20 protein-coding genes and 2 pseudogenes are annotated in these 22,131 nt (G+C 48.7%); 8 read left to right on the forward strand and 14 right to left on the reverse strand.

The features are described 5' to 3' along the window. Window positions 1-428: 428 nt before the first annotated feature. A pseudogene (locus DW830_RS05830) lies at window positions 429-1,459 on the reverse strand (asparaginase). 168 nt (window positions 1,460-1,627) lie between these two features. On the opposite strand from DW830_RS05830, the gene thrS reads away from it, so the two are divergent. The 5 genes from thrS (at window position 1,628) to rplT (ending at window position 5,796) form a co-directional block, all read left to right on the forward strand. After that, entirely contained in the window at window positions 1,628-3,580 is a 1,953-nt protein-coding gene (thrS, locus tag DW830_RS05835) for a threonine--tRNA ligase (protein WP_119249234.1), read from the forward strand. Window positions 3,581-3,820: 240 nt separating this feature from the next. Next, window positions 3,821-4,195 carry a GxxExxY protein gene (locus DW830_RS05840; RefSeq protein ID WP_118311265.1) on the forward strand — a complete coding sequence of 125 codons (375 nt, stop codon included), beginning with the start codon at window positions 3,821-3,823 and terminating at the stop codon, window positions 4,193-4,195. A 256-nt stretch (window positions 4,196-4,451) separates the two neighbouring features. Further along, window positions 4,452-5,108 (forward strand): translation initiation factor IF-3, encoded by a 657-nt coding sequence (infC, locus tag DW830_RS05845; RefSeq protein WP_119249235.1) that lies wholly within the window; start codon window positions 4,452-4,454, stop codon window positions 5,106-5,108. A 106-nt stretch (window positions 5,109-5,214) separates the two neighbouring features. Continuing rightward, window positions 5,215-5,412, forward strand: a complete 198-nt coding sequence (rpmI, locus tag DW830_RS05850; protein ID WP_022111351.1) for a 50S ribosomal protein L35 — start codon at window positions 5,215-5,217, stop codon at window positions 5,410-5,412. Window positions 5,413-5,451: 39 nt separating this feature from the next. After that, entirely contained in the window at window positions 5,452-5,796 is a 345-nt protein-coding gene (rplT, locus tag DW830_RS05855; RefSeq protein WP_006846863.1) for a 50S ribosomal protein L20, read from the forward strand. A gap of 154 nt (window positions 5,797-5,950) precedes the next feature. Here rplT and DW830_RS05860 read toward each other — a convergent pair whose 3' ends face one another. From DW830_RS05860 to rpsA, 13 genes are all read right to left on the reverse strand, one after another. Then, on the reverse strand, window positions 5,951-6,709 hold the full coding sequence (locus DW830_RS05860; protein ID WP_147487225.1) for a hypothetical protein: 759 nt from the start codon (window positions 6,707-6,709) through the stop codon (window positions 5,951-5,953). Window positions 6,710-6,816: 107 nt separating this feature from the next. Then, window positions 6,817-7,608 carry a porin family protein gene (locus DW830_RS05865; protein WP_119249237.1) on the reverse strand — a complete coding sequence of 264 codons (792 nt, stop codon included), beginning with the start codon at window positions 7,606-7,608 and terminating at the stop codon, window positions 6,817-6,819. Window positions 7,609-7,665: 57 nt separating this feature from the next. Beyond that, a complete protein-coding gene (locus DW830_RS05870) occupies window positions 7,666-8,853 on the reverse strand; it encodes a PCMD domain-containing protein (RefSeq protein ID WP_233544399.1) in 1,188 nt (395 codons plus the stop codon). 211 nt (window positions 8,854-9,064) lie between these two features. Then, window positions 9,065-9,637, reverse strand: coding sequence for an HU family DNA-binding protein (locus tag DW830_RS05875; RefSeq protein ID WP_158573449.1), 573 nt, complete (start codon window positions 9,635-9,637; stop codon window positions 9,065-9,067). A gap of 409 nt (window positions 9,638-10,046) precedes the next feature. Next, on the reverse strand, window positions 10,047-10,145 hold the full coding sequence (locus tag DW830_RS15805) for a smalltalk protein (protein WP_158573450.1): 99 nt from the start codon (window positions 10,143-10,145) through the stop codon (window positions 10,047-10,049). Between the two features lie 42 nt (window positions 10,146-10,187). Further along, on the reverse strand, window positions 10,188-10,637 hold the full coding sequence (locus tag DW830_RS05880; protein WP_228112949.1) for a D-Ala-D-Ala carboxypeptidase family metallohydrolase: 450 nt from the start codon (window positions 10,635-10,637) through the stop codon (window positions 10,188-10,190). 260 nt (window positions 10,638-10,897) lie between these two features. Next, entirely contained in the window at window positions 10,898-11,329 is a 432-nt protein-coding gene (locus DW830_RS05885; protein ID WP_119249240.1) for a hypothetical protein, read from the reverse strand. Between the two features lie 24 nt (window positions 11,330-11,353). Beyond that, on the reverse strand, window positions 11,354-11,980 hold the full coding sequence (locus DW830_RS05890; protein WP_147487226.1) for a hypothetical protein: 627 nt from the start codon (window positions 11,978-11,980) through the stop codon (window positions 11,354-11,356). A gap of 44 nt (window positions 11,981-12,024) precedes the next feature. Further along, window positions 12,025-13,575, reverse strand: coding sequence for a bifunctional DNA primase/helicase (locus tag DW830_RS05895; protein ID WP_119249242.1), 1,551 nt, complete (start codon window positions 13,573-13,575; stop codon window positions 12,025-12,027). A gap of 71 nt (window positions 13,576-13,646) precedes the next feature. Further along, on the reverse strand, window positions 13,647-14,174 hold the full coding sequence (locus DW830_RS05900; protein WP_119249243.1) for a hypothetical protein: 528 nt from the start codon (window positions 14,172-14,174) through the stop codon (window positions 13,647-13,649). Window positions 14,175-14,227: 53 nt separating this feature from the next. Further along, a complete protein-coding gene (locus DW830_RS05905; protein ID WP_119249244.1) occupies window positions 14,228-14,740 on the reverse strand; it encodes a hypothetical protein in 513 nt (170 codons plus the stop codon). Continuing rightward, window positions 14,737-15,279, reverse strand: a complete 543-nt coding sequence (locus tag DW830_RS05910) for a hypothetical protein (protein ID WP_119249245.1) — start codon at window positions 15,277-15,279, stop codon at window positions 14,737-14,739. Before DW830_RS05910 ends, DW830_RS05905 begins: the two co-directional genes overlap by 4 nt. A gap of 233 nt (window positions 15,280-15,512) precedes the next feature. Continuing rightward, window positions 15,513-17,297, reverse strand: coding sequence for a 30S ribosomal protein S1 (gene rpsA, locus DW830_RS05915; RefSeq protein ID WP_119249246.1), 1,785 nt, complete (start codon window positions 17,295-17,297; stop codon window positions 15,513-15,515). 480 nt (window positions 17,298-17,777) lie between these two features. Here rpsA and DW830_RS05920 point away from each other — a divergent pair. The 3 genes and pseudogenes from DW830_RS05920 (at window position 17,778) to atpD (ending at window position 22,129) form a co-directional block, all read left to right on the forward strand. Next, a pseudogene (locus DW830_RS05920) lies at window positions 17,778-19,207 on the forward strand (SLC13 family permease). 173 nt (window positions 19,208-19,380) lie between these two features. Continuing rightward, on the forward strand, window positions 19,381-20,358 hold the full coding sequence (gene pfkA / locus DW830_RS05925; protein ID WP_119249247.1) for a 6-phosphofructokinase: 978 nt from the start codon (window positions 19,381-19,383) through the stop codon (window positions 20,356-20,358). Between the two features lie 244 nt (window positions 20,359-20,602). Then, complete coding sequence (gene atpD, locus DW830_RS05930) at window positions 20,603-22,129, forward strand: F0F1 ATP synthase subunit beta (protein WP_089543456.1); 1,527 nt, start codon at window positions 20,603-20,605, stop codon at window positions 22,127-22,129. Window positions 22,130-22,131: the final 2 nt, after the last annotated feature.

Raw genomic sequence — 22,131 nt, forward strand, 5'->3', positions numbered from 1 at the left:
TTTATAGTCGTATTTCCTAATGTTTCTTACGGCTGGGAAAGTGCAATCGATTGCAACAAATTTTTGCTTTATAGCTCCCAATAGCAACTTTTCACACGACAAAGATAAGAAAAATTTCGGTACGCAGATTTTTTTTGCACCAAAAACTTCTATAAATTAAACTTTTTTAATTAAAACCGAATATTATCTGCAAAAATATGCGCTTTTCTCGTAATTGATTGAAAAAGAGCACCTACCTTCTGAAGAGGTAAGTGCTCCGAAGCAAAAGATTTACATACTACACATCTTTATCGACATGAATTTTTATAGTGTATTCTCAAATTATACACTCAGTTCCGTCTATACCGTGTTCTCTATTGATGCATAATCCCGATTGATGTCATAATCCCAATTTATGCCATAATCCCGATTTATGCCATCATCCCGATTTATAAGGTAATCTCGCCTGCAAGCGATTGCTTCAGCATCTCCCTTACCTTGCGGTTGTCATCATATCTGCCTTGCAGGTACATCATCTTCGTTACCATCGCCTCTACCGTAGAGTCGTGACCGCTGATCACGTGGGCGGTCTTCAACTGGAATCCGGCGCCGTATCTCTCCATCTCCACGCTACCCGTCAGGCACTGGCTGATGTTCACGATGTTCACGCCTCGGTGGGCAGCTTCATCCAGCAGTCGCATGATCCAAGGCGCATGTGGCGCATTTCCCGAACCGAGGTACGCATCACGATGCCTCGCAGATCCGGCGATTCCATCACGTGGCGCACGATGTTGTCCTGGATGCCCGGGAAGAGACTGAACACGATCACGTTCGGGTCGAGTCTCAGATGGGGTATCATCGGCTTGTCGTAATCCGGAGTGAGGATGTGGTGCCTGTGATACTGGAAATTGATGCCCACGTCGCAGAGGTGCGGATGGTTGAACGATTCGAAGGCGTGGAATCCCTCGGCATTGATCTTGATGGCGCGGTTGCCTCTGATCAGCTTGCCGTTGAAGAAGATGCAAACCTCCGGCACCATCGGTCTGCCGTTCTCGTCCTTTGCCGATGCTATCTCGATGGCTGTCATCAGATTCTCCTTGCCGTCGGTACGCAGTTCGCCGATAGGCAGCTGGCTACCGGTCAGGATCACCGGTTTGGTCAGGTTCTCAAGCATGAAGCTCAGGGCGGATGAGGTGTATGCCATCGTATCCGTGCCGTGCAGGATCACGAATCCGTCGTAGTCATTATAGTTTTTGGCTATTATGCTCACGATTTCTGCCCATCTCATCGGATCCATGTCGCTGGAGTCGATAGGTGGGTCGAATTTTCGCACGTCGATTTCTGCCTGGATGAGTTTGAACTCAGGTATGGATGAGACGAGATGGTTGAAGTCGAGCGGTTCCAGCACGCCTGTCACCGGGTCTTTTCCCATGCCGATGGTACCTCCCGTGTAAATGATGAGAATCTTTGGTGTTGCCATTTTTTTTGTTTCTTTACATTTTGTCACTTTGTCGGCTGCAAAGATACGGAAAATAATTGTTAATAAAGAGGTATTAGCAAAGTTTAGCAAAATAAATGCATTTTTATTCGCTTGTTACAAAAAGAAATCGTACTTTTGCAGGCGATTTAATAAAAATACTAAGTTGTTATGGTAAAAATCACATTCCCAGACGGATCTGTTCGTGAGTACGAGCAGGGCGTTACTGGTTTGCAAATCGCCGAGAGCATCTCACCGGCTCTCGCTCGCAACGTTGTATCTTGCGGTGTCAATGGTGAGACAGTAGAGTTGAATCGTCCTATCAATGAGGACGCAAGTGTAGAACTTTACAAGTTTGAGGATGAGCAGGGCAAGCATACCTTCTGGCATACTTCTGCCCACTTGCTCGCAGAGGCTCTCCAGGAACTTTATCCAGGCATCCAGTTTGGTTTCGGTCCAGCTGTAGAGAGTGGTTTCTTCTACGACGTGATGCCTGCTGAGGGTCAGGTGATCTCAGAGAATGATTTCGCTAAGATCGAGGCTAAGATGATGGAACTTGCCAAGAAGAACGAGCCAGTGGTTCGCAAGGAGGTGGCTAAGGCTGAGGCACTCGCTGAGTTCAAGGCTGATGGCCAGCAGTACAAGTGCGAGCACATTGAGCAGGACTTGGAGGATGGTACCATCACCACATATACCCAGGGCAATTTCACCGACCTTTGCCGTGGTCCTCACTTGCTGAACACGGGTCTTATCAAGGCTGTGAAGATTACAAGTGTGGCTGGTGCTTTCTGGCGCGGTGATGCCAAGCGCGAGCAGATGACCCGTATCTACGGTATCAGCTTCCCTAAGAAGAAGTTGCTCGACGAGTACCTGGTGGTTCTCGAAGAAGCTAAGAAGCGCGACCACCGTAAGATCGGTAAGGAGATGGAGCTCTTCATGTTCTCAGAGCGTGTGGGTAAGGGTCTTCCTATCTGGTTGCCAAAGGGTACTCAGCTCCGTCTGCGTCTGCAGGAGTTGCTCCGTTCTCTCCTGAAGCCTTATAACTATCAGGAGGTTATCTGTCCAGGTATCGGCGGCAAGAGTCTCTATGTTACATCTGGTCACTATGCTCACTATGGCAAGGATGCTTTCCAGCCTATCCAGACTCCAGAGGAGGATGAGGAGTATATGCTCAAGCCAATGAACTGTCCTCACCACTGTGAGATCTACGCTCGTAAGCCTCGTTCTTACAAGGATCTTCCTTTGCGTATCGCTGAGTTCGGTACCGTATTCCGCTATGAGAAGAGCGGTGAGCTCCACGGTTTGACTCGTGTTCGTACCTTTACCCAGGACGATGCTCACATCTTCGTTCGTCCAGAGCAGGTGAAGTCAGAGTTCGAGAACGTAATCGACGTAATCCTGAAGGTATTCAAGATCTTCGGTTTCGAGAACTATGAGGCACAGATTTCTCTCCACGATCCTAAGGATACCGAGAAGTACATCGGTTCTGAGGAGATCTGGGCTGAGAGTGAGAACGCTATCCGCGAGGCTTGCGAGGAGAAGGGGCTTGAGACTCGTGAGGAGGTTGGCGAAGCTGCCTTCTATGGTCCTAAGCTCGACTTCATGGTGAAGGATGCCATCGGCCGTCGCTGGCAGTTGGGTACCATCCAGGTGGATTACAACTTGCCAGAGCGCTTCAAGCTGGAATATACCGCTGAGGATAACTCAAAGAAGACTCCTGTGATGATCCACCGTGCACCATTCGGTTCATTGGAGCGATTTACAGCCGTTCTCATCGAGCATACAGCCGGTCACTTCCCATTGTGGTTGACTCCAGACCAGGTTGCTATTCTTCCTATCTCAGAGAAGTTCAACGACTATGCTCAGAAGGTACGTCAGTACTTCGACAAGCAGGGTGTTCGTGCTTTGGTGGATGATCGTAACGAGAAGATTGGCCGCAAGATTCGCGACAACGAGTTGAAGCGCGTACCTTATATGGTCATCGTAGGTGAGAAGGAGAGTGCCGAGGGCCTCGTTTCCATGCGTAAGCAGGGTGGTGGCGAGCAGGCTACCATGAGCATGGAAGAGTTTGCTCAGCGCATCAACGCCGAGGTTGCAGAGCAGCTGAAGGCAGCTGAGGAGTAATCCTTCTTTCATAGGATATTTTTTATTTGAATCTCCCGCAGAATTCTTTTTTTTCTGTGGGAGATTCTGTTTTTCATAGGATTTCTTCATCGGATTACGCGGAGTTATCGGAACATTCTGCTCAACGGATTACGCACGGAATTTAAACGGATTTCGACCTTCGGTCGATGGCATTCTAGCGATAATGGGTGTGAGGATGAGGTTTGCTATTTGTGTTATATGAATTTAAATATTATAGGTATGGAATTGTTATATAAGGAATTGACGGATAAGATTCTGGCTGCAGCTTATCAGGTGCATCGGGAATTGGGGTGTGGCTTTCTTGAAAAGGTTTACCAGGAGGCTCTGGCTGTGGTTCTATCTGAAATGGGGATACCTTTTGAACGAGAGAAACCATTGGATATTGTGTATCATGGGAAAACGTTGGCCTGTAAATATGTGGCAGACTTCGTGATAGATAATAAGGTGATATTGGAGTTGAAAGCAGTGACAGATTTGGATACCAGTTGTGAATCTCAAGTCATCAACTATTTAAAAATAACAGGCTATAAAGTTGGTTTCCTGATGAATTTCGGCAATCCATCATTCCATTTCAGGCGTTTAGTGCGCTATTAGTAATATTGTCCTCCTTTATGGCGTTTGCCTCCATCGACCGTAGGTCGAAGTCCGTTTGAATTCCGTGCGTAATCCGTTGAGCATGAAAATTCCGATAACTCCGCGTATTCCGATGAATAACATCATGAATAAAACCATAAATAAATAAAAATAAGCCTAAAAATGAAAATAACCCGCTGAAAATTTGGTGGTTTCACGGAAAATGCGTAACTTTGCAGCCGTTTAATCAAAAAACGTTGAATATATCGAATAGTTAATGAAAAATGACAAAATGAAAAATCAGTACCGCGTAAACGAACAGATACGCGTACGTGAAGTGAGAGTAGTAAGTGAAGGCGGAGCTGAAGTGATGCCTACACGTAAAGCGTTGGACTTGGCACGTCAGCAAGAGCTTGACTTAGTCGAGATATCTCCTAATGCCCAACCACCAGTTTGCCGTATTGTTGACTATTCTAAGTTCCTTTACCAGCAGAAGAAACATGCCAAGGAAATGAAGCAGAAGCAGGTGAAGGTGGAGACCAAGGAGATCCGTTTCGGACCTCAGACCGATGAGCACGACTACCAGTTCAAGCTCAAGCACGCTAAGGAGTTCCTCGGCGAGGGCAACAAGGTACGTGCATACGTGTTCTTCCGTGGCCGTTCAATTCTCTTCAAGGAGCAGGGTGAGGTTCTCCTTCTCCGTTTCGCCAATGATTTGGAGGAGTACGGTAAGGTAGAGCAGATGCCAAAGCTCGAAGGTAAGAAGATGTTCCTCTACATGAGTCCTAAGAAGGCCGGCACAGCTAAGAAGAGCCAGCAGAAGATGGACCGTGAGAAGCGAGAGGCTGAAGCTAAGGCTGCTGCTGATGCAGAGCGCGCTGCCAATGCCGAGAAGAATGGCTTGCTCGCCAATGCCAAAGGCGGCGATGCCTGAAGAAACTCGCTGAAGAGGCTGAGTAAATAGAAAAAAAGATGCGTAACGCCCTGGTATATGCGTTGCCATCGCTATAATAAATAACAATTTAAAATTAAAAGTAAAAATGCCAAAAGTAAAGACTAATTCCGGCGCAAAGAAGAGATTCCGTTTCACCGGTACAGGTAAGATTAAGCGTCATCACGCTTATCACAGTCACATCTTGACTAAGAAGACAAAGAAGCAGAAGAGAAATCTCCTCGGCGAGACTCTCGTAGACCGTTCAAACTTGAAGCAGGTTCGCGACTTGCTCTGCCTCCGTTAATTATTAACTTTTTAGTCGAACTTTTAAAGAAAAAAAATTATGCCAAGATCAGTAAATCACGTTGCATCTAAAGCAAAAAGAACAAGAATCTTGAAGCTCACTAAGGGTTACTATGGAGCTCGCAAGAATGTATGGACAGTAGCTAAGAACACTTGGGAGAAGGGTCTTACCTACGCTTATCGCGATCGTCGTAACAAGAAGCGCACATTCCGCGCATTGTGGATCCAGCGTATCAACGCTGCTGCTCGCCTCGATGGTATGAGCTACAGCCAGTTGATGGGTGCTCTTCACAAGGCTGGTATCGAGATCAACCGTAAGGTTCTCGCTGACCTCGCTGTTAACAACCCAGAGGCTTTCAAGGCTATCGTTGCTAAGGTGAAGTAATTTGAAAGATTTTTAAAGGAATCCTCAGTTATCTTTGATAGCTGAGGATTTTTCTTTTCCAGGAATTCCTATGTTCCCGTTATGAAGCAAATAAAAATCCCCAGCTATCCATCAAAAGATAGCTGGGGTTCTTATCATTTATAAGCTTTCCGCTTTACTTGATCAACTCAAGACCTGCCTCAAACTTGGTGGTCTTATCCATGATGGCAGGAAGCTGGTTGACAACAGTCTTCAAAATCTGGAATTGGACCTTATCTTCTGCGTCCATACCTGTAGTAGGAATCTTGTTAACCTGAGCATAAAGCATAGAGATGATAGGAGCTACGAAATCCTTGTCAACATAGAAATATACCTTGTTGGCTGCTGGATAAGATACGTGTACAGGAATACCGGTCTTAAACTGATCCAACATGCCGGCTACCATAGCCTGCTCCTGAGCATCGTCGATGTCTGCGATAATCTTGGCTGTGTTCAGGAACAAGGTAATCATATTCTCGTTAACTACCTGGTATGTAGCGTAATCGCTGGCTACCTTCCAGTCCTTGTCATCAGCCTCTTCCTTGTAGGTTGCAGAAATCTGACCCTTCTCATTGAAGGTTACATCCTGCAAAACGCTTCTGAGCTGGCTGTTGAGCAGCATTGGAGCCATTTTGATGGCATCCTTTACTGGATATGGCTCATCAAAGAGACCAGGAATCTCGATAACTGCATCGTCAGAACCTTCCCACTTTAATACTACAGAACCTGTTGGATCGTAGGTTGTTGGATCCATACCAGCTTCCTGTACCTTCCAGGTACCTTCAATCTTCTCGTTGCGTACAAATCCCTTCTCATCATTGTCATCATCGCTGCTACAAGCGGTGAAGAAGCCAAGGGTGCAAACCATGGCCATCAAATAAATAAACTTTTTCATTGTCTTCTCTTTTTTATGTTAATGAATAATTGTTGTTTATATCTCTTGTGTTATATATAATAATGTACGCGTACATTATTATATAAATATCTTCAGAATATGATCTGTTACTTCAGCTGATACGTGATGCCGATGCTGCCGTAGATAGGATACATCGTCTGCTCGATGGTCTCGAAATCCTTCTTGAAGATGCCGTTCAGACCCCAGCTCAGGTCGGCGCAGATGCCCCAGCGGTCGCTCAGCTTCCAGTCTATTCCGAAATCTACGCCCACTTGCCAGTTGCGCATGTCGTCGCTGAAGTCGTAGTCGCCACGTTCGCCTTCGTCATGACCCAGCATTATCTTCTGTCCCGTCGGGTCGCCCTTCGGATGACCTTCCTCCTGGCGGCGGAGGTAACCATCGTATGCCCAGCCCTCAAATTTTTTCGAGGTAACATAGCTTACGTATGGACCCAGCTTGAAGCGGAGATTATCGCATACATCGTATGTTGCCTGGAGCGGAACGGTGATGAGACTCATATCCACCTTGGTCACTACATCGCCCGTAAAGACGCCCTGCAGCTCCTCGCCGCCACGAACTATCTTTATGTAGTAGTTCTTGACGCCCGCATCGGTCTTCATGCTCTTGTTCTCGAAGCGGATGCCTCCCACGAAACCCCAGTTTCCGGAGAGTGGGTGATAGGCATCCACGCCCAGACTGAAGTTAGGGCGAAGGGTGTAGCTGTGAAGCGTGCGGATGGTGGCAGGCATGCCGACAGGGGCTGTGCCGCCCAGGTTATACGCCACGCGTGCCTGATACTCATAGCCGTGGAGATATTTGTTCCAGGCGCTATTTCCGTCTCCTGCCCATGATGCTGTGCCGCATGCCAGCAGGAGTGCCAATACTGTTATCTTTTTCATACTACAGTTCTTTCTATAGTTTTTTCTACAGTTCATCATTGCCGTTTACTCCTCTTCTTATTTGCAAATCAGTTTGAAACTATCCACCCAGAGGGTGCTGCCTACGGCTCCCAGGAAGTTGGCGCCATCAGAACTGGATGAGCAGACGATGGCCAGACTGTAACCGCCATTCTTCAGCTTCACAGGGTCGATGGTCTTGCCGTAGGACTGATAATCGAAATCTACGCTGAAGTAATGCCATTCCGGTGTGTTGCCGATGGCTATCTTGCCGTTGTCATCGCGGGTTTCGCCTACCAGTGCGAGAGCTACTATCTGCTTGCTGCTCTGTACGTTATCGCCATAGAGTACTACTGCATCTCCGTTCTCGTCGATGTTCTCATAGAGCACGGCATAGATGGTTCCGTAGTCATGGCGGTTCAGTTCGTTCATATTCTTGTCGGTGAATTTCTCGCCAGCCTGATACTTGTACCAGCCTTCCAGCTTTTCCGGTTTGGCGCTGAAGCTGAATGGGCGACCGAACTTGGTGGCTTTCATGGCATCTCGCAGGGCATCGGTGGCATCAAACTGTCCGATGAAGAGGTTGCCGGCAGCGATAGGCTTGCTCACCATATCGGCAAGCTTGCTGGTACGCTGGGTGGTGAGCTTCACGCCCTTTCCCTGATAGCCGTTTTCTATCATCACGGTAGGATATTGCTCCGGTTTTGCTGATGGGTTGCTGATCTTGAATCCCGGGTTTCCGGTTGCCCAGATGTCGAGGAGATCACCATTCCAGTTTTCCTGCCAGTTGTAGTATCCCTTGCTGAGGTATGGGTTTTCGAAATCGAATTCAAACTCCTTGCTCATGGTGGTCTGACCCTTCTTAATGCTCACCTGATAGGTGCGGGTCCACTGCTTGTCTTCCGATGTAACCACGTATGTAACAGGACCTTTGGAGAAATCGTGTACACTTCCGCTTTCCGGCTGGATGGTGGCTCCCGGGGTGAGTCGGAACATCGGTGCCTGCTTCTTGAGACTGGCGAATGGCTTCATGGTGAATTCTATCTTGTCCTGGTCGCTCTGCACGTTGACGAGCGTATCCGATGCGTTTGTGAACCACAGCTTCAGCCAGCTTCCCGGGTGTATGTATGCCTGCTCGATGTCGCATTCGGCATTGAGGGGTTCATCCTTGAAGCATGAACTGAGAGATAGGGCGCAAACCGTTGATAAAGATAGCGTTATAAATTTTCTAAAACCCATTGTCTTCATATTCTTTCCTTTATTATATAAGAGCGTTATCTTTTTGGGGATAGCCGCTGTTGATTCAATTTTCCAGTTGCAAAGTTACGCTGAAAACTTGAAAGTACCAAACATTTTTCACTTTATTTGCATATTATTTATGTTTCTGATTATTTGTTAAATGGTGTTGTGGAAAAAAAAAGAAGACTGGGCATCCCTTTTGGAATGCTCAGTCTTGATTTTAGAGATTTACATTGTCGTCGCCGCCTGATTCACCGCCTCCGGTGTTATCCTTTCCGGTATCTCCTGATGGAGGGTTGCCTCCGCTTGGGTTGTCCTTGTCGGTGCCGCCGGAGGTGTCGCCTGAAGTTCCGCCTGAAGTTCCGCCGCCATTTTCCTTGTCTTCGATGCCGTTGTACTCGGTCAGTTCCTCCATCTTGATGCCACTGAGCATCGGCTTTACTCGCTTGCCCTGGTCCATGACAGAGTAAGGTGAGTAGATGATGTACTTGTTCTTGATGTTGGCTTCGGTGAACTTTCTGGCGCTTTCGGCTGGGGTAGTTCTGATGCCGAGCTTGAAGCTTCCGAAGTCGTCGAGCACCACCTTGTTGCCGTCGGCGATGTTGGCAGAGATTTCTGTCATCAGGGCGTTGATCACGGCTAGGATGTCCGGTTCTGTCACGGTGCATCGCTCGGTGATTTTCTTGGCGATGGCTCTGGTGTGCACCACTTTGTTCACTACAGCTCTACCGTAGATCATTCCCCTGGTAGGGGAGTTCTTGCGGTTGTTCTTCACTTTTCTGAATTTTGCCATACTCATTTAGATTTAAAGGGTTAAACAATCATTTTTCTTTCTTCGATTTTTTCTTCATCGGATATTTTTCTTCATCGGATTTTTCTTCATCGGATTACGCGGAGTTATCGGATTTCATTCTTGCTGCACGGATTACGCACGGAATTTAGACGGAAAGCGACCTGTTCGGTCGAGGAACCGGAAAGCGATCTGTTCGGTCGAGGAACCGGAAAGCGATCTGTTCGGTTGAGGAACCGGAACAGCGTGATCTTATAACAGGTGGTTTAAGTGCCTCGACCGAACAGGTCGCTTTCCGTCTAAAATCCGTGCGTAATCCGGGAAGCAAGAATGTTCCGATTTCTCCGCGTAATCCGATGAAGTAAAAAACGATGAAGTAAAAAACGATGAATAAGAATCCGCAGAATCTGCGTTAGCTACCCATGCACGAGGTTACCCCCAGGGTGGTGGCAATCGCCGTGAGAATAGAAATCGCAATCTGGATAACGGTTTTCCATGTGTCTTTCTTCATTTTGTATCTCCTTTCTGTTTTTATGTATTGTTAGAGAAAATTTTACATCAGTACCTGCTGACGGTTCTTGCGTCGCATGGTATAGCTGACGTGCAGCCAGCGGTGCTTTCCGGGAGAGGCGCCGCGAGGCTCCAGGATCAGCTGGTCGAAGGTGCAGCTCGATTCTATGAATTTTCTGTACTTCGCCAGAATTTCCTCGTTCGGGATGAAGATGTCGGCAGCCTCGCCCAGGGTATGCTGACTGCCCGGTACGCCATGTACGGCTAGGTTGAGCTGCGGACAGCGATACCCGCTCGTGATGGTGATGATGCCGCAATGCAGGCGAAGTGGTTCCAGCACCTGCTCGCACAGCATCATCAGACGGATGATGACCATGGAGCTTTGTGGAGTGTTGTCGATGCCATACTTGATGGCGGTGCCTGAGCGGAGAAACTCTCCGAGGGCGAAGTGAGTGGAGAGGAGCATCTGCTGCATCCTCTCCAGTTCTAACATTGTGTGTGTTTCCATAAGCATTATTTAAGCATTATTGATTGGTTTACGATGCAAAGATACGAAATTTTTTCGAGTTTGTCAAGGGTTTGGGGGTTACTGTGAGGGTTACATTGAGGGTTACCCCGTTTTGGAAATCATTTGAGCCTCTTTTGGGTCGGAAATGTGCCTAACGTAACGTTTGTTTTAGGCTCATTTCTTCGCCAAAAGAGGCTCTATTGCAGGGTAAAAGAGCCTCTGTTCCAGACCAAAAGAGGCTTTATTCAGCTTTCTTCTGCTCCGATGATCAGCAGTTCGATGATGCGGCAGGGAGGATTCTTCTGCAGCTGCTCCATGTAGAATCTCGTGATGCTGTCGGGGTAGATGCTGTTGCGCTGCTCCATGCCCCTGAGCTTGCTCAGCGCCTTATCGGGATGATTGGGTGGGGGAATGCAGCTCTTCTGGAAGAACTGGCGGTAGAGCTTCTGCAGGGGGATGGGGCGCAGGAGATCGTCGTGCCACTCATCGCCCACGTCCTCCTCGCCGCTGCTCCTCACCATCACATAGTCGCTCACATCATGTACGAACTCGATGATCCATCTCTTGGGACATCGCCACTCCCGGATGCCCGATTCCTGATCCAGCATCCACTTATAGTCGTCGAGCATCTGCTCGTGGGCACGGGCTCTCAGCTCGTTGTACTCTTCTCTTGTCATAGGCGTATCGTTTTTTGAAATTCATTATCTCCAGGGTTCATCGTCCTTCGCCAGCACCTTGCCCTGCATCGCCTCGGCTATGCAGTCGTTTTCCGATTCCCTTTCGTCGTATCTGCCGCAGGGCTGGCGTACGTAGTACACCTTTCCGGGATGACAGAACTCCTGGTCTCTCACCTTCAGCATCTCTACGATGGTAAACATCTTTCCCTCCTCGGGCTTCGAGATTCGGTTTACGGTGAGCAGGAAGTCGGCGAGGTTCGCCCACTGGGCACTGCCCGCTACGGAGTAGATATCCAGCGGCGGAAATGCCTCGTGACCGTCCTTGTACTGTATTCTCGGGTGAGCCACCACCACCGTCCAGATGTGGCGCGTACGGCTCCATGCCTGCAGCTTTGTCAGCATCAGTCTCACCTTCTCCGTCTCCGTGGCACGGCTGCCGCCCTCGGTCATGTTGATGAATACATACGGGTCTATCACCAGATAATCTATCTTCTGCTTCTTGCGGTTCATCATCGCCTCCATCATTCCGATGATGTAGTTGCTGTCGGGCAGACGGGTCTTCGTGTCGAAATCCACCATGTGCTCCGACAGGAAATCCAGCACCCTGCGGTTCTCCTGCCTTGCCTCTTCGGGCGATTCAGCGCCGTCCATATTCTCCGTGTTCCTCACCCCCAGGGCTATGCGGGCAATCTCCCTCACGTGCTTGCCTTGATAGGTTTCTCGAACGAGAAGAACGCCACGCGCTTCTGGTTGTGGTACATCAGATGCGCCATCAGGCAGTTGAGGAAATCCGTCTTTCCCGAGTTCGGGCGACCGGTGAGGATGATGAGTCCGCCCTCGGAAGTGGGGTGGAAGATGCCGTCGGTGAGTCCGCCCATCCCCACCTCGTAGCCACGGTCGTAGTTGCCCATCATGATGTCGAGGATGTCCTCCTTGTGCTCGGAGAGGTCGTAGATGTCGGCGTCGCTGATGCCCTGCGCCTCGGCTATGATTCGCTGCACCTCGCGGCTTCCGAAGGCATCATATACCTCGCTGATGTCCTTCTTGCCCTGCGGCAGCGTGGTAACCTTGGCGCGGGTCTGGTATTGCTCTATCAGGAGTTTCACCAGTCGGCGGCCCGGGCGGTCGGTATCGCCGCAGATGATGATTTCGCCTGCCTGCTGAATCCACTCGTCGAAAGCCTCGTGACTCTCCTCGATGTTGGTGCTGGCACCGTTGGCGATGCTCAGCACGTAGGGGAATCCGCAGGTCATCAGCGTGAGCCGGTCCTTTTCGCCCTCGGTAATGATGAGCTGGCGGATGGGCTGAGCGTCGGGTCGGAGCAGGTTGATGCTGTCGATGCCGTAGGGAGCGCAGGGCTTGGTGGGTGAAACCTGGCAGAAGAGCTTGCTCCACTCGCCGGTGATGGGGTGCTGCTGCACGGAGCGGAACTTCACGTTGATGATCTTGCCGTCCAGGTAGTTGCAGTAGGCGATGGCAGGCACCATCTCCACGCCTTTCGGGTCCTCGCTTTTGGTGTCATCCGCATTCTGCTTCATCCATGCGCACATCACTCCTTCCTGGACGATGATGTCGGGCGAGAGCTTCATTGCCTGGATGTATCGCTGCACCATCGACTGGAGCGAGGCGAGTTCGCTGGCGGTAATCAGGGGACGGGACTTGGGATGGCGCGAGAGGAGGTTGGCGGGGTGGAAGTGGTCGATGAACTGCTGCTGCTCTTCCTGGGTCTTGAAGGGGTAGATGGGGTAGAGCCAGGATCGGGTTTCGGCATCTATCTCGCGGAAGTCGTCGGGCAGCATGGGCACGTAGTCTTTGGCCTTGTGTTCATCCTGCTGCTTTTTCTGGGCATTGGCGTAGTAGTTTCCGTTCACCTTACCGCTGCCCTTTCCGAGCAGTGATTTCATCTCCTCCAGGTATCCGCTCCAGTTGCACGACCAGCAGTGGGTCAATCCGTTATCTACCTTGATGAAGCAGTGACGCTTTCCGCATTTCGGGCAGGTCACTTGGATGTCGAGCTTTCCTCCAGCCATCAGCTTCATGGTTTTCTGGCTGATGTTCTTCAGGTGATTGAGGAGGGTCTTGAGGGATGGAGCATCATCAGCAGGGATGATGCCGCTCAGCATTTCCTTGTATCTCTCGAAGAGCAGCTTCTCTTTATCAGAGAGATTTTCCTTGATTTCATTGAAGTCGGTAGCATAGTAACGTGGCTTCTCATTTTTGTTTTGATTTTGTTGGTCTTCTTCCATGTTTTTAGGATTTTTATGTTGTTGTTGTATTGTTTGTTTTATTGTGAAAGCTTTTTCTGCTTGACAGTGATTTACTTTGGACTCACCCAGGTGTGTGAGAATTTGTTCCAGGCAGCGTTGCCGGATGGTCTCGGCGCAGCATCCGGTGGTATTCGATGCTGCTCCGGAGTTCCATCACATCGTGTCGTATCATAGAATCGCTGTTTCGACGCCTTGTCCTGATACTCGAAATTCGAGATCGGTCGGTACTGCCGCATCATTTCAGCCGCATGCAGCTTGAGGTACTTGGTGGCATCATTCACGGCACGCATGATGTTCTTCTGCATGAAATCGTATTTGATGAGATTGGCGAGCCAGATGCTTTTGCCCAGGATACTCTGGATTTTCATCAATCGCTCGCTATGTGTCAGCAGATAGGGGTACAGATATTTGTTGAAGAAAATATTCGTAGCCATATTGCTGGGACAGGCGTCCCCCGGATTTGTGAAGAGATCCGGATTCGCTTTCTGCGTGATATCATTCACTGGTTTCACCACCTTGGCATAAGCATCAGGATCGGTTCCGATGAAGTGGATAAGCTCCTTGGCAGCAGCTTCCACTTTCTTCTCGTGTTCGGGTGAATTTGCAAGTTGACTTGGGCTAACATACTTGCTTATATTTTTCTTTTTATTATTTTTCTTATAATATATATATTATTATTAATATAGCCCAAGTTATCTTGCAGATTTTCGCCGGAATCCTGCTCGTTAACCATATCTGTTTCATCGCAAACATGCCAGATGGGAGTGTAGAAGGCAAGAAGATTTTTGCCAGTGTGAGGCTCCTCTTTGTTCTTCCAGATGAATCCGAATCCTGCACATCTGAGCAGGAGTTCAACGAATTCCTGTCTGCTGCGGAATCTTAACCCCGTTGCAATCTGTGAAAATCTGTTGCAGTCATACAGTTTCTGCAGATTCATCCATGCTGGTTCTCCGAAGTAGAGCATCAGCATTTTGCGGATCTGCACGTCACTCAGCCCGCTGGTATGCCAGCTGGCGATGAGTCTTCGCTCCGTATTGATATCGATGCAGGTGGTGAGCGGCTGGATGGTGTAGCCGCCTGCCACCTGATAGCCCGAATCGCTGTCAGAGCACTTGCTTGTGTGGATTGTTGTGTTGTTTTTCATTTCAATTTACCATTTACGTTAGTGAATATGTTGAAGTATAATACATTCATTTCGTTAAGCTCATCCAGGCTCTTGATGGAGAGGGTCAGATAAAAACCGAATGTTCCGAATGCTTTACGAAATTCCTCTCTCATATCGTCGATATCTTTTTTGCTCATGTTGGCAATCACCCCACGGAAGCCTCCTTTCTTTTTCACGCAGTCAACTTCAAAGTCTGGGTCTTCGTTGAGGGGTGGTTCCAGGAGGAGGATGCACACGGCAATTCGCTCGATAGCTTCCGTTGACAGGCAGCAGTTGTCGGGTACGTTCTGGTATTTGTTGAACGCCATATTGTGTATTCCACTTGTCTCGTGAAAGGCTGATTTCGTAATATCGTATTTCTCAATCAACATTCGGATGAATCGGCTGATGTTCAAGGTTTCTGATCTACGGATGCCCCATCTTGTGGCGTAGCCAATGAGGTTTTCGGCCTTCTCTGCATCATATTTTATGTAGATGGTAGCCTTGGTTCTTGGTTTGTTTTTTGTCTTCTTTTTCATTGCTTTTGTTTTATGCAAAGGCGACATTGCCTTACGCATTGCAAAAAAATGAAAATTCCGTGACATAGCCAAAGAAATGAATACTTCGTGACTATAGTAGATGAAGTGATAAAAATATTTTTTTTGCCACCTATACACACAAAAAAAAGGGACTGAAATCTCAAACCTGAAATTTCAGTCCCCTTAAAAATTTTATTTAGCTAATGAATAGCAAATGCTTTATCTCTAGGAGATTAAGCCTTGCCCTCCATCTGAGCCTTCAACTTAGCAAGAGCATCGATGTCGCCGAGTGAAGTACCAGCAGCTACGTTGTTGATAGCTGGAGTCTCGTTCTTGCGACCACCGTTACCACCACGCTTGTGAGCTGGCTTAGCGATTGGCTCGTCCTTGCCCTCCTCGAATGTACGAGAGTGAGAGAGGATGATACGCTTTGTCTCCTTAACGAACTCGATTACCTTGAAGTCGAGCTCCTCGCCCTTCTTAGCCATTGAGCCGTCCTCCTTGGTGAGGTGCTTTGGAGTAGCGAAGCCTTCGCCACCCTCTGCGAGAGCAACTACAGCACCCTTATCCATCATCTCAACGATGGTACCCTTGTGTACAGAACCTGGAGTGTAGATTGTCTCATACTCATCCCATGGGTTCTTCTCCAACTGCTTGTGGCCGAGGCTCAAGCGACGGTTCTCCTTGTCGATCTCGAGAACTACTACGTCGAGAGTAGCACCAACTGTAGTGAACTCAGATGGGTGCTTGATCTTCTTGGTCCAAGAGAGGTCAGAGATGTGGATCAGACCGTCAACACCCTCTGCGAGCTCTACGAAGATACCGAAGTTAGTGAAGTTGCGAACCTTAGCAACGTGCTTGCTGCCGATAGGGAACTTAGTCTCGATGCACTCCCATGGATCTTCCTTGAGCTGCTTGATACCGAGGCTCATCTTACGCTCAGCGCGGTCGAGAGTCAAGATAACAGCCTCTACCTCGTCGCCAACCTTCATGAAGTCGTTAGCTGAACGGAGGTGCTGGCTCCAAGACATCTCAGAAACGTGGATCAAGCCCTCTACACCTGGAGCAATCTCAACGAATGCACCGTAGTCAGCCATAACCACTACCTTACCCTTCACGTGATCACCTACCTTGAGGTTCTCATCGAGAGCATCCCATGGATGTGGAGTGAGCTGCTTCAAACCGAGAGCGATACGCTTCTTCTCCTCATCGAAGTCGAGGATTACAACGTTGATCTTCTGGTCGAGAGATACAACCTCGTGTGGATCGCTTACGCGGCCCCAAGAGAGGTCTGTGATGTGGATCAAACCGTCAACACCGCCGAGGTCAACGAATACACCGTAAGTAGTGATGTTCTTAACGGTACCCTCGAGGATCTGACCCTTCTCGAGCTTGCCGATAATCTCCTTACGCTGCTGCTCGAGCTCCTGCTCGATGAGTGCCTTGTGAGATACAACGACGTTGCGGAACTCCTGGTTGATCTTTACAACCTTGAACTCCATTGTCTTGCCTACGAATACGTCGTAGTCGCGTATAGGGTGAACGTCGATCTGGCTTCCTGGCAAGAAAGCCTCGATACCGAAGACGTCAACGATCATACCGCCCTTAGTGCGGCACTTGATGTAACCCTGGATGATCTCCTCGTTCTCGAGAGCAGCGTTAACACGCTCCCAAGACTTGCTGAGGCGAGCCTTCTTGTGAGAGAGTACCAACTGGCCCTTTACGTCCTCCTGGTTCTCTACGTAAACTTCAACCTTGTCGCCTACCTTGAGGTCTGGGTTGTAACGGAACTCTGAAGCTGGAATGATACCATCGCTCTTGTAGCCGATGTTTACGATAACCTCTTTCTTATCAACAGAGATTACGGTACCCTCAACCACCTGGTGCTCAGTTACCTTGTTAAGTGTTTCGTCATAGGCCTTCTCGAGGTCTGTTTTGCTGACGCCTGCGTTTGTGCCATTCTCGAACTCATCCCAATTGAAGTCGTCGAGTGGCTGTACGTTCTTAAAATTTGACATAAAAAATAATTAAAAAATTTAAATTAATAAAGTTTGACTTTATATATTGTTGAAATCGGGCGCAAAATTACTCATTTTCTTTGAGTTACAAGCATTTGTGTTTGTTTTTCTTTGGTTTATTAATGATATTTAACTAAATGGGGCGGTTTGGGGGCGAATCTTGTGCTTCCTACTTATATATAATGTCTTTATCGGATATTCTTTTCATCGTTTTTTTTCTTCATCGGATTTTTTTCATCGGATTACGCGGAATTATCGGATACATTCTTGCTGCACGGATTACGCACGGAATTTAAACGGAAAGCGACCTGTTCGGTCGTGGAACTGGAACTGCGTGACCTTATAACATGTGGTTTAAGTCGCCAGTTGCATGAATTTTGCGTTAAATTCATTAAAAAAAATCACAGAAATATTGGGGATTACAAATATTTTGTTACCTTTGCCCTTGATTATGAAAATATGAACTAACGATTGAGAAATATGACACTAGTCATTTTAACCATACTGATTCTGGCCTGCGTGCTCATTGCAACTGAGAACGTGACCAAAGTAAACCGTGCTGCCGTGGCTATCTTCGCCGGAACGGTGGGATGGGTGCTGTATATATGCTTCGGTATGGACTTCGTAACTAGCGAGCATTCAGCGGATTATACACGCTTTCTCAATTTCAGCGACATGGAATCAACCAGTACTTCCGTCAAGTACTTCATCTCCCGACACATCTTCCTCCCACAGGTGGGTAGGGCAGCGGAGATCGTGATGTTTCTGCTCGCTACGATGACGATCGTAGAAATCCTCAACAACAACGGCTGCTTCGACTTCGTGCGACAGTTGCTTCGTACTCGCAACAGCAAGAAGATGCTATGGACTCTCGCCATCGTTACATTCCTGATTTCCATCAATCTCGATAACCTCACCACCACCGTGATGATGCTCACCATGATGCACGGTGTCATCCCAAGCAGAAGACAGAGAATGGTGTATGGAAGCGCCATCCTCCTAGCTGCCAACTGTGGCGGTGCTCTCACCGTGATTGGTAACCCGGAAGGTCTGGTACTCTGGAATTCAGGGGCTGTTACAGCCACCGTTTTCTCCTTTTCATTACTCCTCCCTTGTCTTGCAGCGTGGTTGATTCCAACCCTGCTGATGCAGCGTATGCTGCCGGAAAGACTTGATACAGAGTGGATTGTGATGCCTTTCCGTGGCGATGATACCCGCCTGAACAAGTGGCAGAGATTGCTGATGCTCCTCGTGGGAATCGGCGGTCTGTGGTTTATCCCTACCTTCCATAACATCACCAAGCTCAGTCCGTTCCTGGGTGCCCTGTGCGTGCTCAGCGTACTCTGGATTGTGAACGAAATCTTCAATCGCAAGCTCATGAATATGGATGCATGGTGGAGCGTCGTACCCCTGGAGTGCTGCAATACGGTGTGATTCAGATGATTCTCTTCGTGATGGGAATGATTCTCGCCGTGAGCGTGGTGAAGGAAACGGGTGCTTTCTATGACCTCTCCAACTGGCTGGGAACCAGTGAGGAGCACCCTAATGTATGGCTGCATGGCGTGGCTGCCGGAGTGCTGAGTACGGTACTCGACAACTTTGCCACTGCTATGAACTTCTTCTCATTGCAAGATGTGATGGGATTGGGCGACCCTACCTATGCTATGGATTCGGTGTATAATACCAACGGTCTCTACTGGCAGGTAATCGCTTACTGCGTAATGGCAGGAGGCAATGTGCTGGGCATCGGTACCATCAGCGGTCTTGCCCTGATGAAGATGGAGCACATGCGCATGGGCTGGTTCTTCCGCAATATCGGATGGAAGGCCCTCGTGGGTGGCGTGGCTGGCCTCGCTATCCTCTGGCTCTCGCACACCCTGATGGGAGGAGCCGTTTACTTAATGATTTAAAAACTATATCTGAAGAAGAAAAAGAAAGAATCAGACGACGAAAGAGATTCTGAAGAAAAAGGGGATGTAACACGCATCCCGCAGCCAATAAGAAAGCATATTTTTTTATTATTATTGTATCAATTAGATTTAATATAAAATATAAAGTATAATATAATAAGGTATATATAGTTATGGCAAAGATTAAGACTATAGGTATTTTGACTTCTGGAGGTGATGCTCCTGGTATGAACGCAGCGATCCGTGCGGTGACCCGTTCGGCTATCTACAACGGATTCAACGTGAAGGGTATCTATCGTGGTTACGATGGACTGATCAACGACGAGATCAAGCCTTTCACTACTGAGAACGTGAGCGGTATCATCGGTACCGGAGGTACGATGCTGAAGACTGCACGTTCTAAGGAATTCATGACCGAGGAAGGTCGCCAGAAGGCATACGAGAATATTCAGAAAGAGGAAATCGATGCTTTGGTAGTAATCGGAGGTAACGGTTCGCTCACCGGTGCAATGAACTTCGCACGCGAGTTTGACATCTGCTGCATCGGTCTTCCTGGCACTATCGACAACGACCTCTATGGCACAGATAATACCATCGGTTACGATACAACCATGAACACCATCGTAGAGTGCGTGGACCGTATCCGTGATACTGCGCAGAGCCACGAGCGTATCTTCTTCATCGAGGTAATGGGCCGTGATGCCGGATTCCTGGCACAGAATTCTGCCATCGCCAGCGGTGCAGAGGCTGCCATCATCCCTGAGGATTCTACCGATGTTGACCAGTTGGCTCAGTTCATGGAGCGCGGTATCCGCAAGTCTAAGAAGAGCTGTATCGTCATCGTGTCTGAGAGTCCTAAGTGCGGTGCGCTCTACTATGCCGACCGTGTGCGCAAGGAGTTCCCAGAGTTCGACGTGCGTGTATCTATTCTCGGTCACCTGCAGCGTGGTGGTCGCCCATCAGCCCGTGACCGTATCCTCGCCAGCCGTACCGGTTGCGGTGCCATCGAGGCTATCATGCAGGGTCAGCGCAATGTGATGATCGGTGTGCGCAACAATGAGGTGGTTTACGTGCCACTTTCAGAGGCTATCCGTTCAGACAAGCCATTCGACCGCAAGCTCATCAAGGTATTGGATGAGTTGAGCATCTAGTGCTGTTATCGGCATTACTAATAGTAAATGTATCAAAGGTAAAAATGGTTTAAACGGAATTAAAAAAGTTTTAAAACGGAGTAAAATACAGATAAAACTTCCAAAAAATTTGCAGCTTCCGTAAATTGTTGTTACTTTTGCAGCCGTATTCCGAGATTCGTGATATCGGACTCCGACATCACGAATCTCGAATACATAAAGAATGAAACATATATATAAAAATAAACTTTTAAACTAATAAGTTATGTCACAAGTAAGTGGACGCATCTCGCAGATTATCGGTCCGGTTATCGACGTATATTTCGATACCAAGGGCGAGAATCCTGAGAAGGTGCTTCCTAAAATTCACGAAGCTCTGAAGGTGAAACGCCCAGACGGACGCGACCTGGTCATCGAGGTGCAGCAGCACATCGGTGAGGATACAGTTCGCTGTGTCGCTATGGACAACACCGATGGCTTGCAGCGTGGCTTGGAAGTTGCCGTTACAGGCAACCCAATCATGATGCCGGCAGGAGAGCAGATCAAGGGCCGAATGATGAATGTAATCGGACAGCCTATTGATGGTATGAACGAATTGGACATGAAGGGTGCTTATCCTATCCACCGTGAGGCTCCGAAATTCGATGAGCTCTCTACGCACAAGGAGATGCTTGCCACCGGTATCAAGGTGATCGACCTGCTCGAGCCTTACATGAAGGGTGGTAAGATTGGTCTCTTCGGAGGTGCCGGTGTAGGTAAGACGGTGCTCATCATGGAGTTGATCAACAACATCGCCAAGGGACACAACGGCTACTCTGTATTCGCTGGTGTAGGTGAGCGTACCCGTGAGGGTAACGACTTGATTCGAGACATGCTCGAATCTGGCGTTATCAAGTATGGCGAGAAGTTCCGTAAAGCCATGGAAGAGGGTAAGTGGGACCTCTCACTCGTTGACCCTGAGGAGCTTGCCAAGAGTCAGGCTACCCTGGTGTATGGTCAGATGAATGAGCCTCCTGGGGCACGTGCTTCAGTAGCGCTTTCCGGATTGACCGTAGCCGAGGAGTTCCGTGACCACGGAGGCAAGAACGGTGAGGCTGCCGACATCATGTTCTTCATCGATAACATCTTCCGTTTCACCCAGGCTGGTTCTGAGGTGTCTGCGCTCTTAGGTCGTATGCCATCAGCCGTAGGTTATCAGCCAACACTGGCTTCTGAGATGGGTGCCATGCAGGAGCGAATCACTTCTACCAAGAATGGTTCCATCACCTCAGTACAGGCCGTTTATGTGCCTGCCGATGACTTGACCGACCCTGCTCCAGCCACCACCTTTACTCACCTGGATGCCACCACAGAGCTTTCACGTAAGATTGCATCTCTGGGTATCTATCCTGCCGTAGATCCGCTGGGTTCTACCTCTCGTATCCTCGATCCGCTGATTGTGGGCAAGGCTCATTACGACTGTGCGCAGCGAGTAAAGCAGTTGCTGCAGCGTTACAACGAGTTGCAGGATATCATCGCCATCCTCGGTATGGATGAGCTTTCTGATGAGGATAAGTTGACCGTGAACCGTGCACGCCGTGTACAGCGTTTCCTGAGTCAGCCATTCACCGTAGCAGAGCAGTTCACCGGTTTGAAGGGTGTGATGGTACCAATCGAAGAGACTATCAAGGGCTTCAACGCCATCCTCGACGGCGAGGTAGACGACCTGCCAGAGCAGGCATTCCTCAACGTAGGTACTATCGAGGATGCGAAGGAGAAGGCTAAGCAGTTGCTCGCAGCAGCACAGGCGTAATC

It is taken from the genome of Prevotella sp. AM34-19LB, from assembly GCF_003468525.1.
In the GTDB taxonomy this organism is placed as follows: domain Bacteria; phylum Bacteroidota; class Bacteroidia; order Bacteroidales; family Bacteroidaceae; genus Prevotella.

Bases quoted from the DNA above. Each gene is read 5' to 3' on its own strand.
- thrS (WP_119249234.1), top strand. From the start codon at position 1,628: ATGGTAAAAATCACATTCCCAGACGGATCTGTTCGTGAGTACGAGCAG.
- DW830_RS05840 (WP_118311265.1), top strand. From the start codon at position 3,821: ATGGAATTGTTATATAAGGAATTGACGGATAAGATTCTGGCTGCAGCT.
- infC (WP_119249235.1), top strand. From the start codon at position 4,452: ATGAAAAATGACAAAATGAAAAATCAGTACCGCGTAAACGAACAGATA.
- rpmI (WP_022111351.1), top strand. From the start codon at position 5,215: ATGCCAAAAGTAAAGACTAATTCCGGCGCAAAGAAGAGATTCCGTTTC.
- rplT (WP_006846863.1), top strand. From the start codon at position 5,452: ATGCCAAGATCAGTAAATCACGTTGCATCTAAAGCAAAAAGAACAAGA.
- DW830_RS05860 (WP_147487225.1), bottom strand. From the start codon at position 6,709: ATGAAAAAGTTTATTTATTTGATGGCCATGGTTTGCACCCTTGGCTTC.
- DW830_RS05865 (WP_119249237.1), bottom strand. From the start codon at position 7,608: ATGAAAAAGATAACAGTATTGGCACTCCTGCTGGCATGCGGCACAGCA.
- DW830_RS05870 (WP_233544399.1), bottom strand. From the start codon at position 8,853: ATGAAGACAATGGGTTTTAGAAAATTTATAACGCTATCTTTATCAACG.
- DW830_RS05875 (WP_158573449.1), bottom strand. From the start codon at position 9,637: ATGGCAAAATTCAGAAAAGTGAAGAACAACCGCAAGAACTCCCCTACC.
- DW830_RS15805 (WP_158573450.1), bottom strand. From the start codon at position 10,145: ATGAAGAAAGACACATGGAAAACCGTTATCCAGATTGCGATTTCTATT.
- DW830_RS05880 (WP_228112949.1), bottom strand. From the start codon at position 10,637: ATGTTAGAACTGGAGAGGATGCAGCAGATGCTCCTCTCCACTCACTTC.
- DW830_RS05885 (WP_119249240.1), bottom strand. From the start codon at position 11,329: ATGACAAGAGAAGAGTACAACGAGCTGAGAGCCCGTGCCCACGAGCAG.
- DW830_RS05890 (WP_147487226.1), bottom strand. From the start codon at position 11,980: ATGGACGGCGCTGAATCGCCCGAAGAGGCAAGGCAGGAGAACCGCAGG.
- DW830_RS05895 (WP_119249242.1), bottom strand. From the start codon at position 13,575: ATGGAAGAAGACCAACAAAATCAAAACAAAAATGAGAAGCCACGTTAC.
- DW830_RS05905 (WP_119249244.1), bottom strand. From the start codon at position 14,740: ATGAAAAACAACACAACAATCCACACAAGCAAGTGCTCTGACAGCGAT.
- DW830_RS05910 (WP_119249245.1), bottom strand. From the start codon at position 15,279: ATGAAAAAGAAGACAAAAAACAAACCAAGAACCAAGGCTACCATCTAC.
- rpsA (WP_119249246.1), bottom strand. From the start codon at position 17,297: ATGTCAAATTTTAAGAACGTACAGCCACTCGACGACTTCAATTGGGAT.
- pfkA (WP_119249247.1), top strand. From the start codon at position 19,381: ATGGCAAAGATTAAGACTATAGGTATTTTGACTTCTGGAGGTGATGCT.
- atpD (WP_089543456.1), top strand. From the start codon at position 20,603: ATGTCACAAGTAAGTGGACGCATCTCGCAGATTATCGGTCCGGTTATC.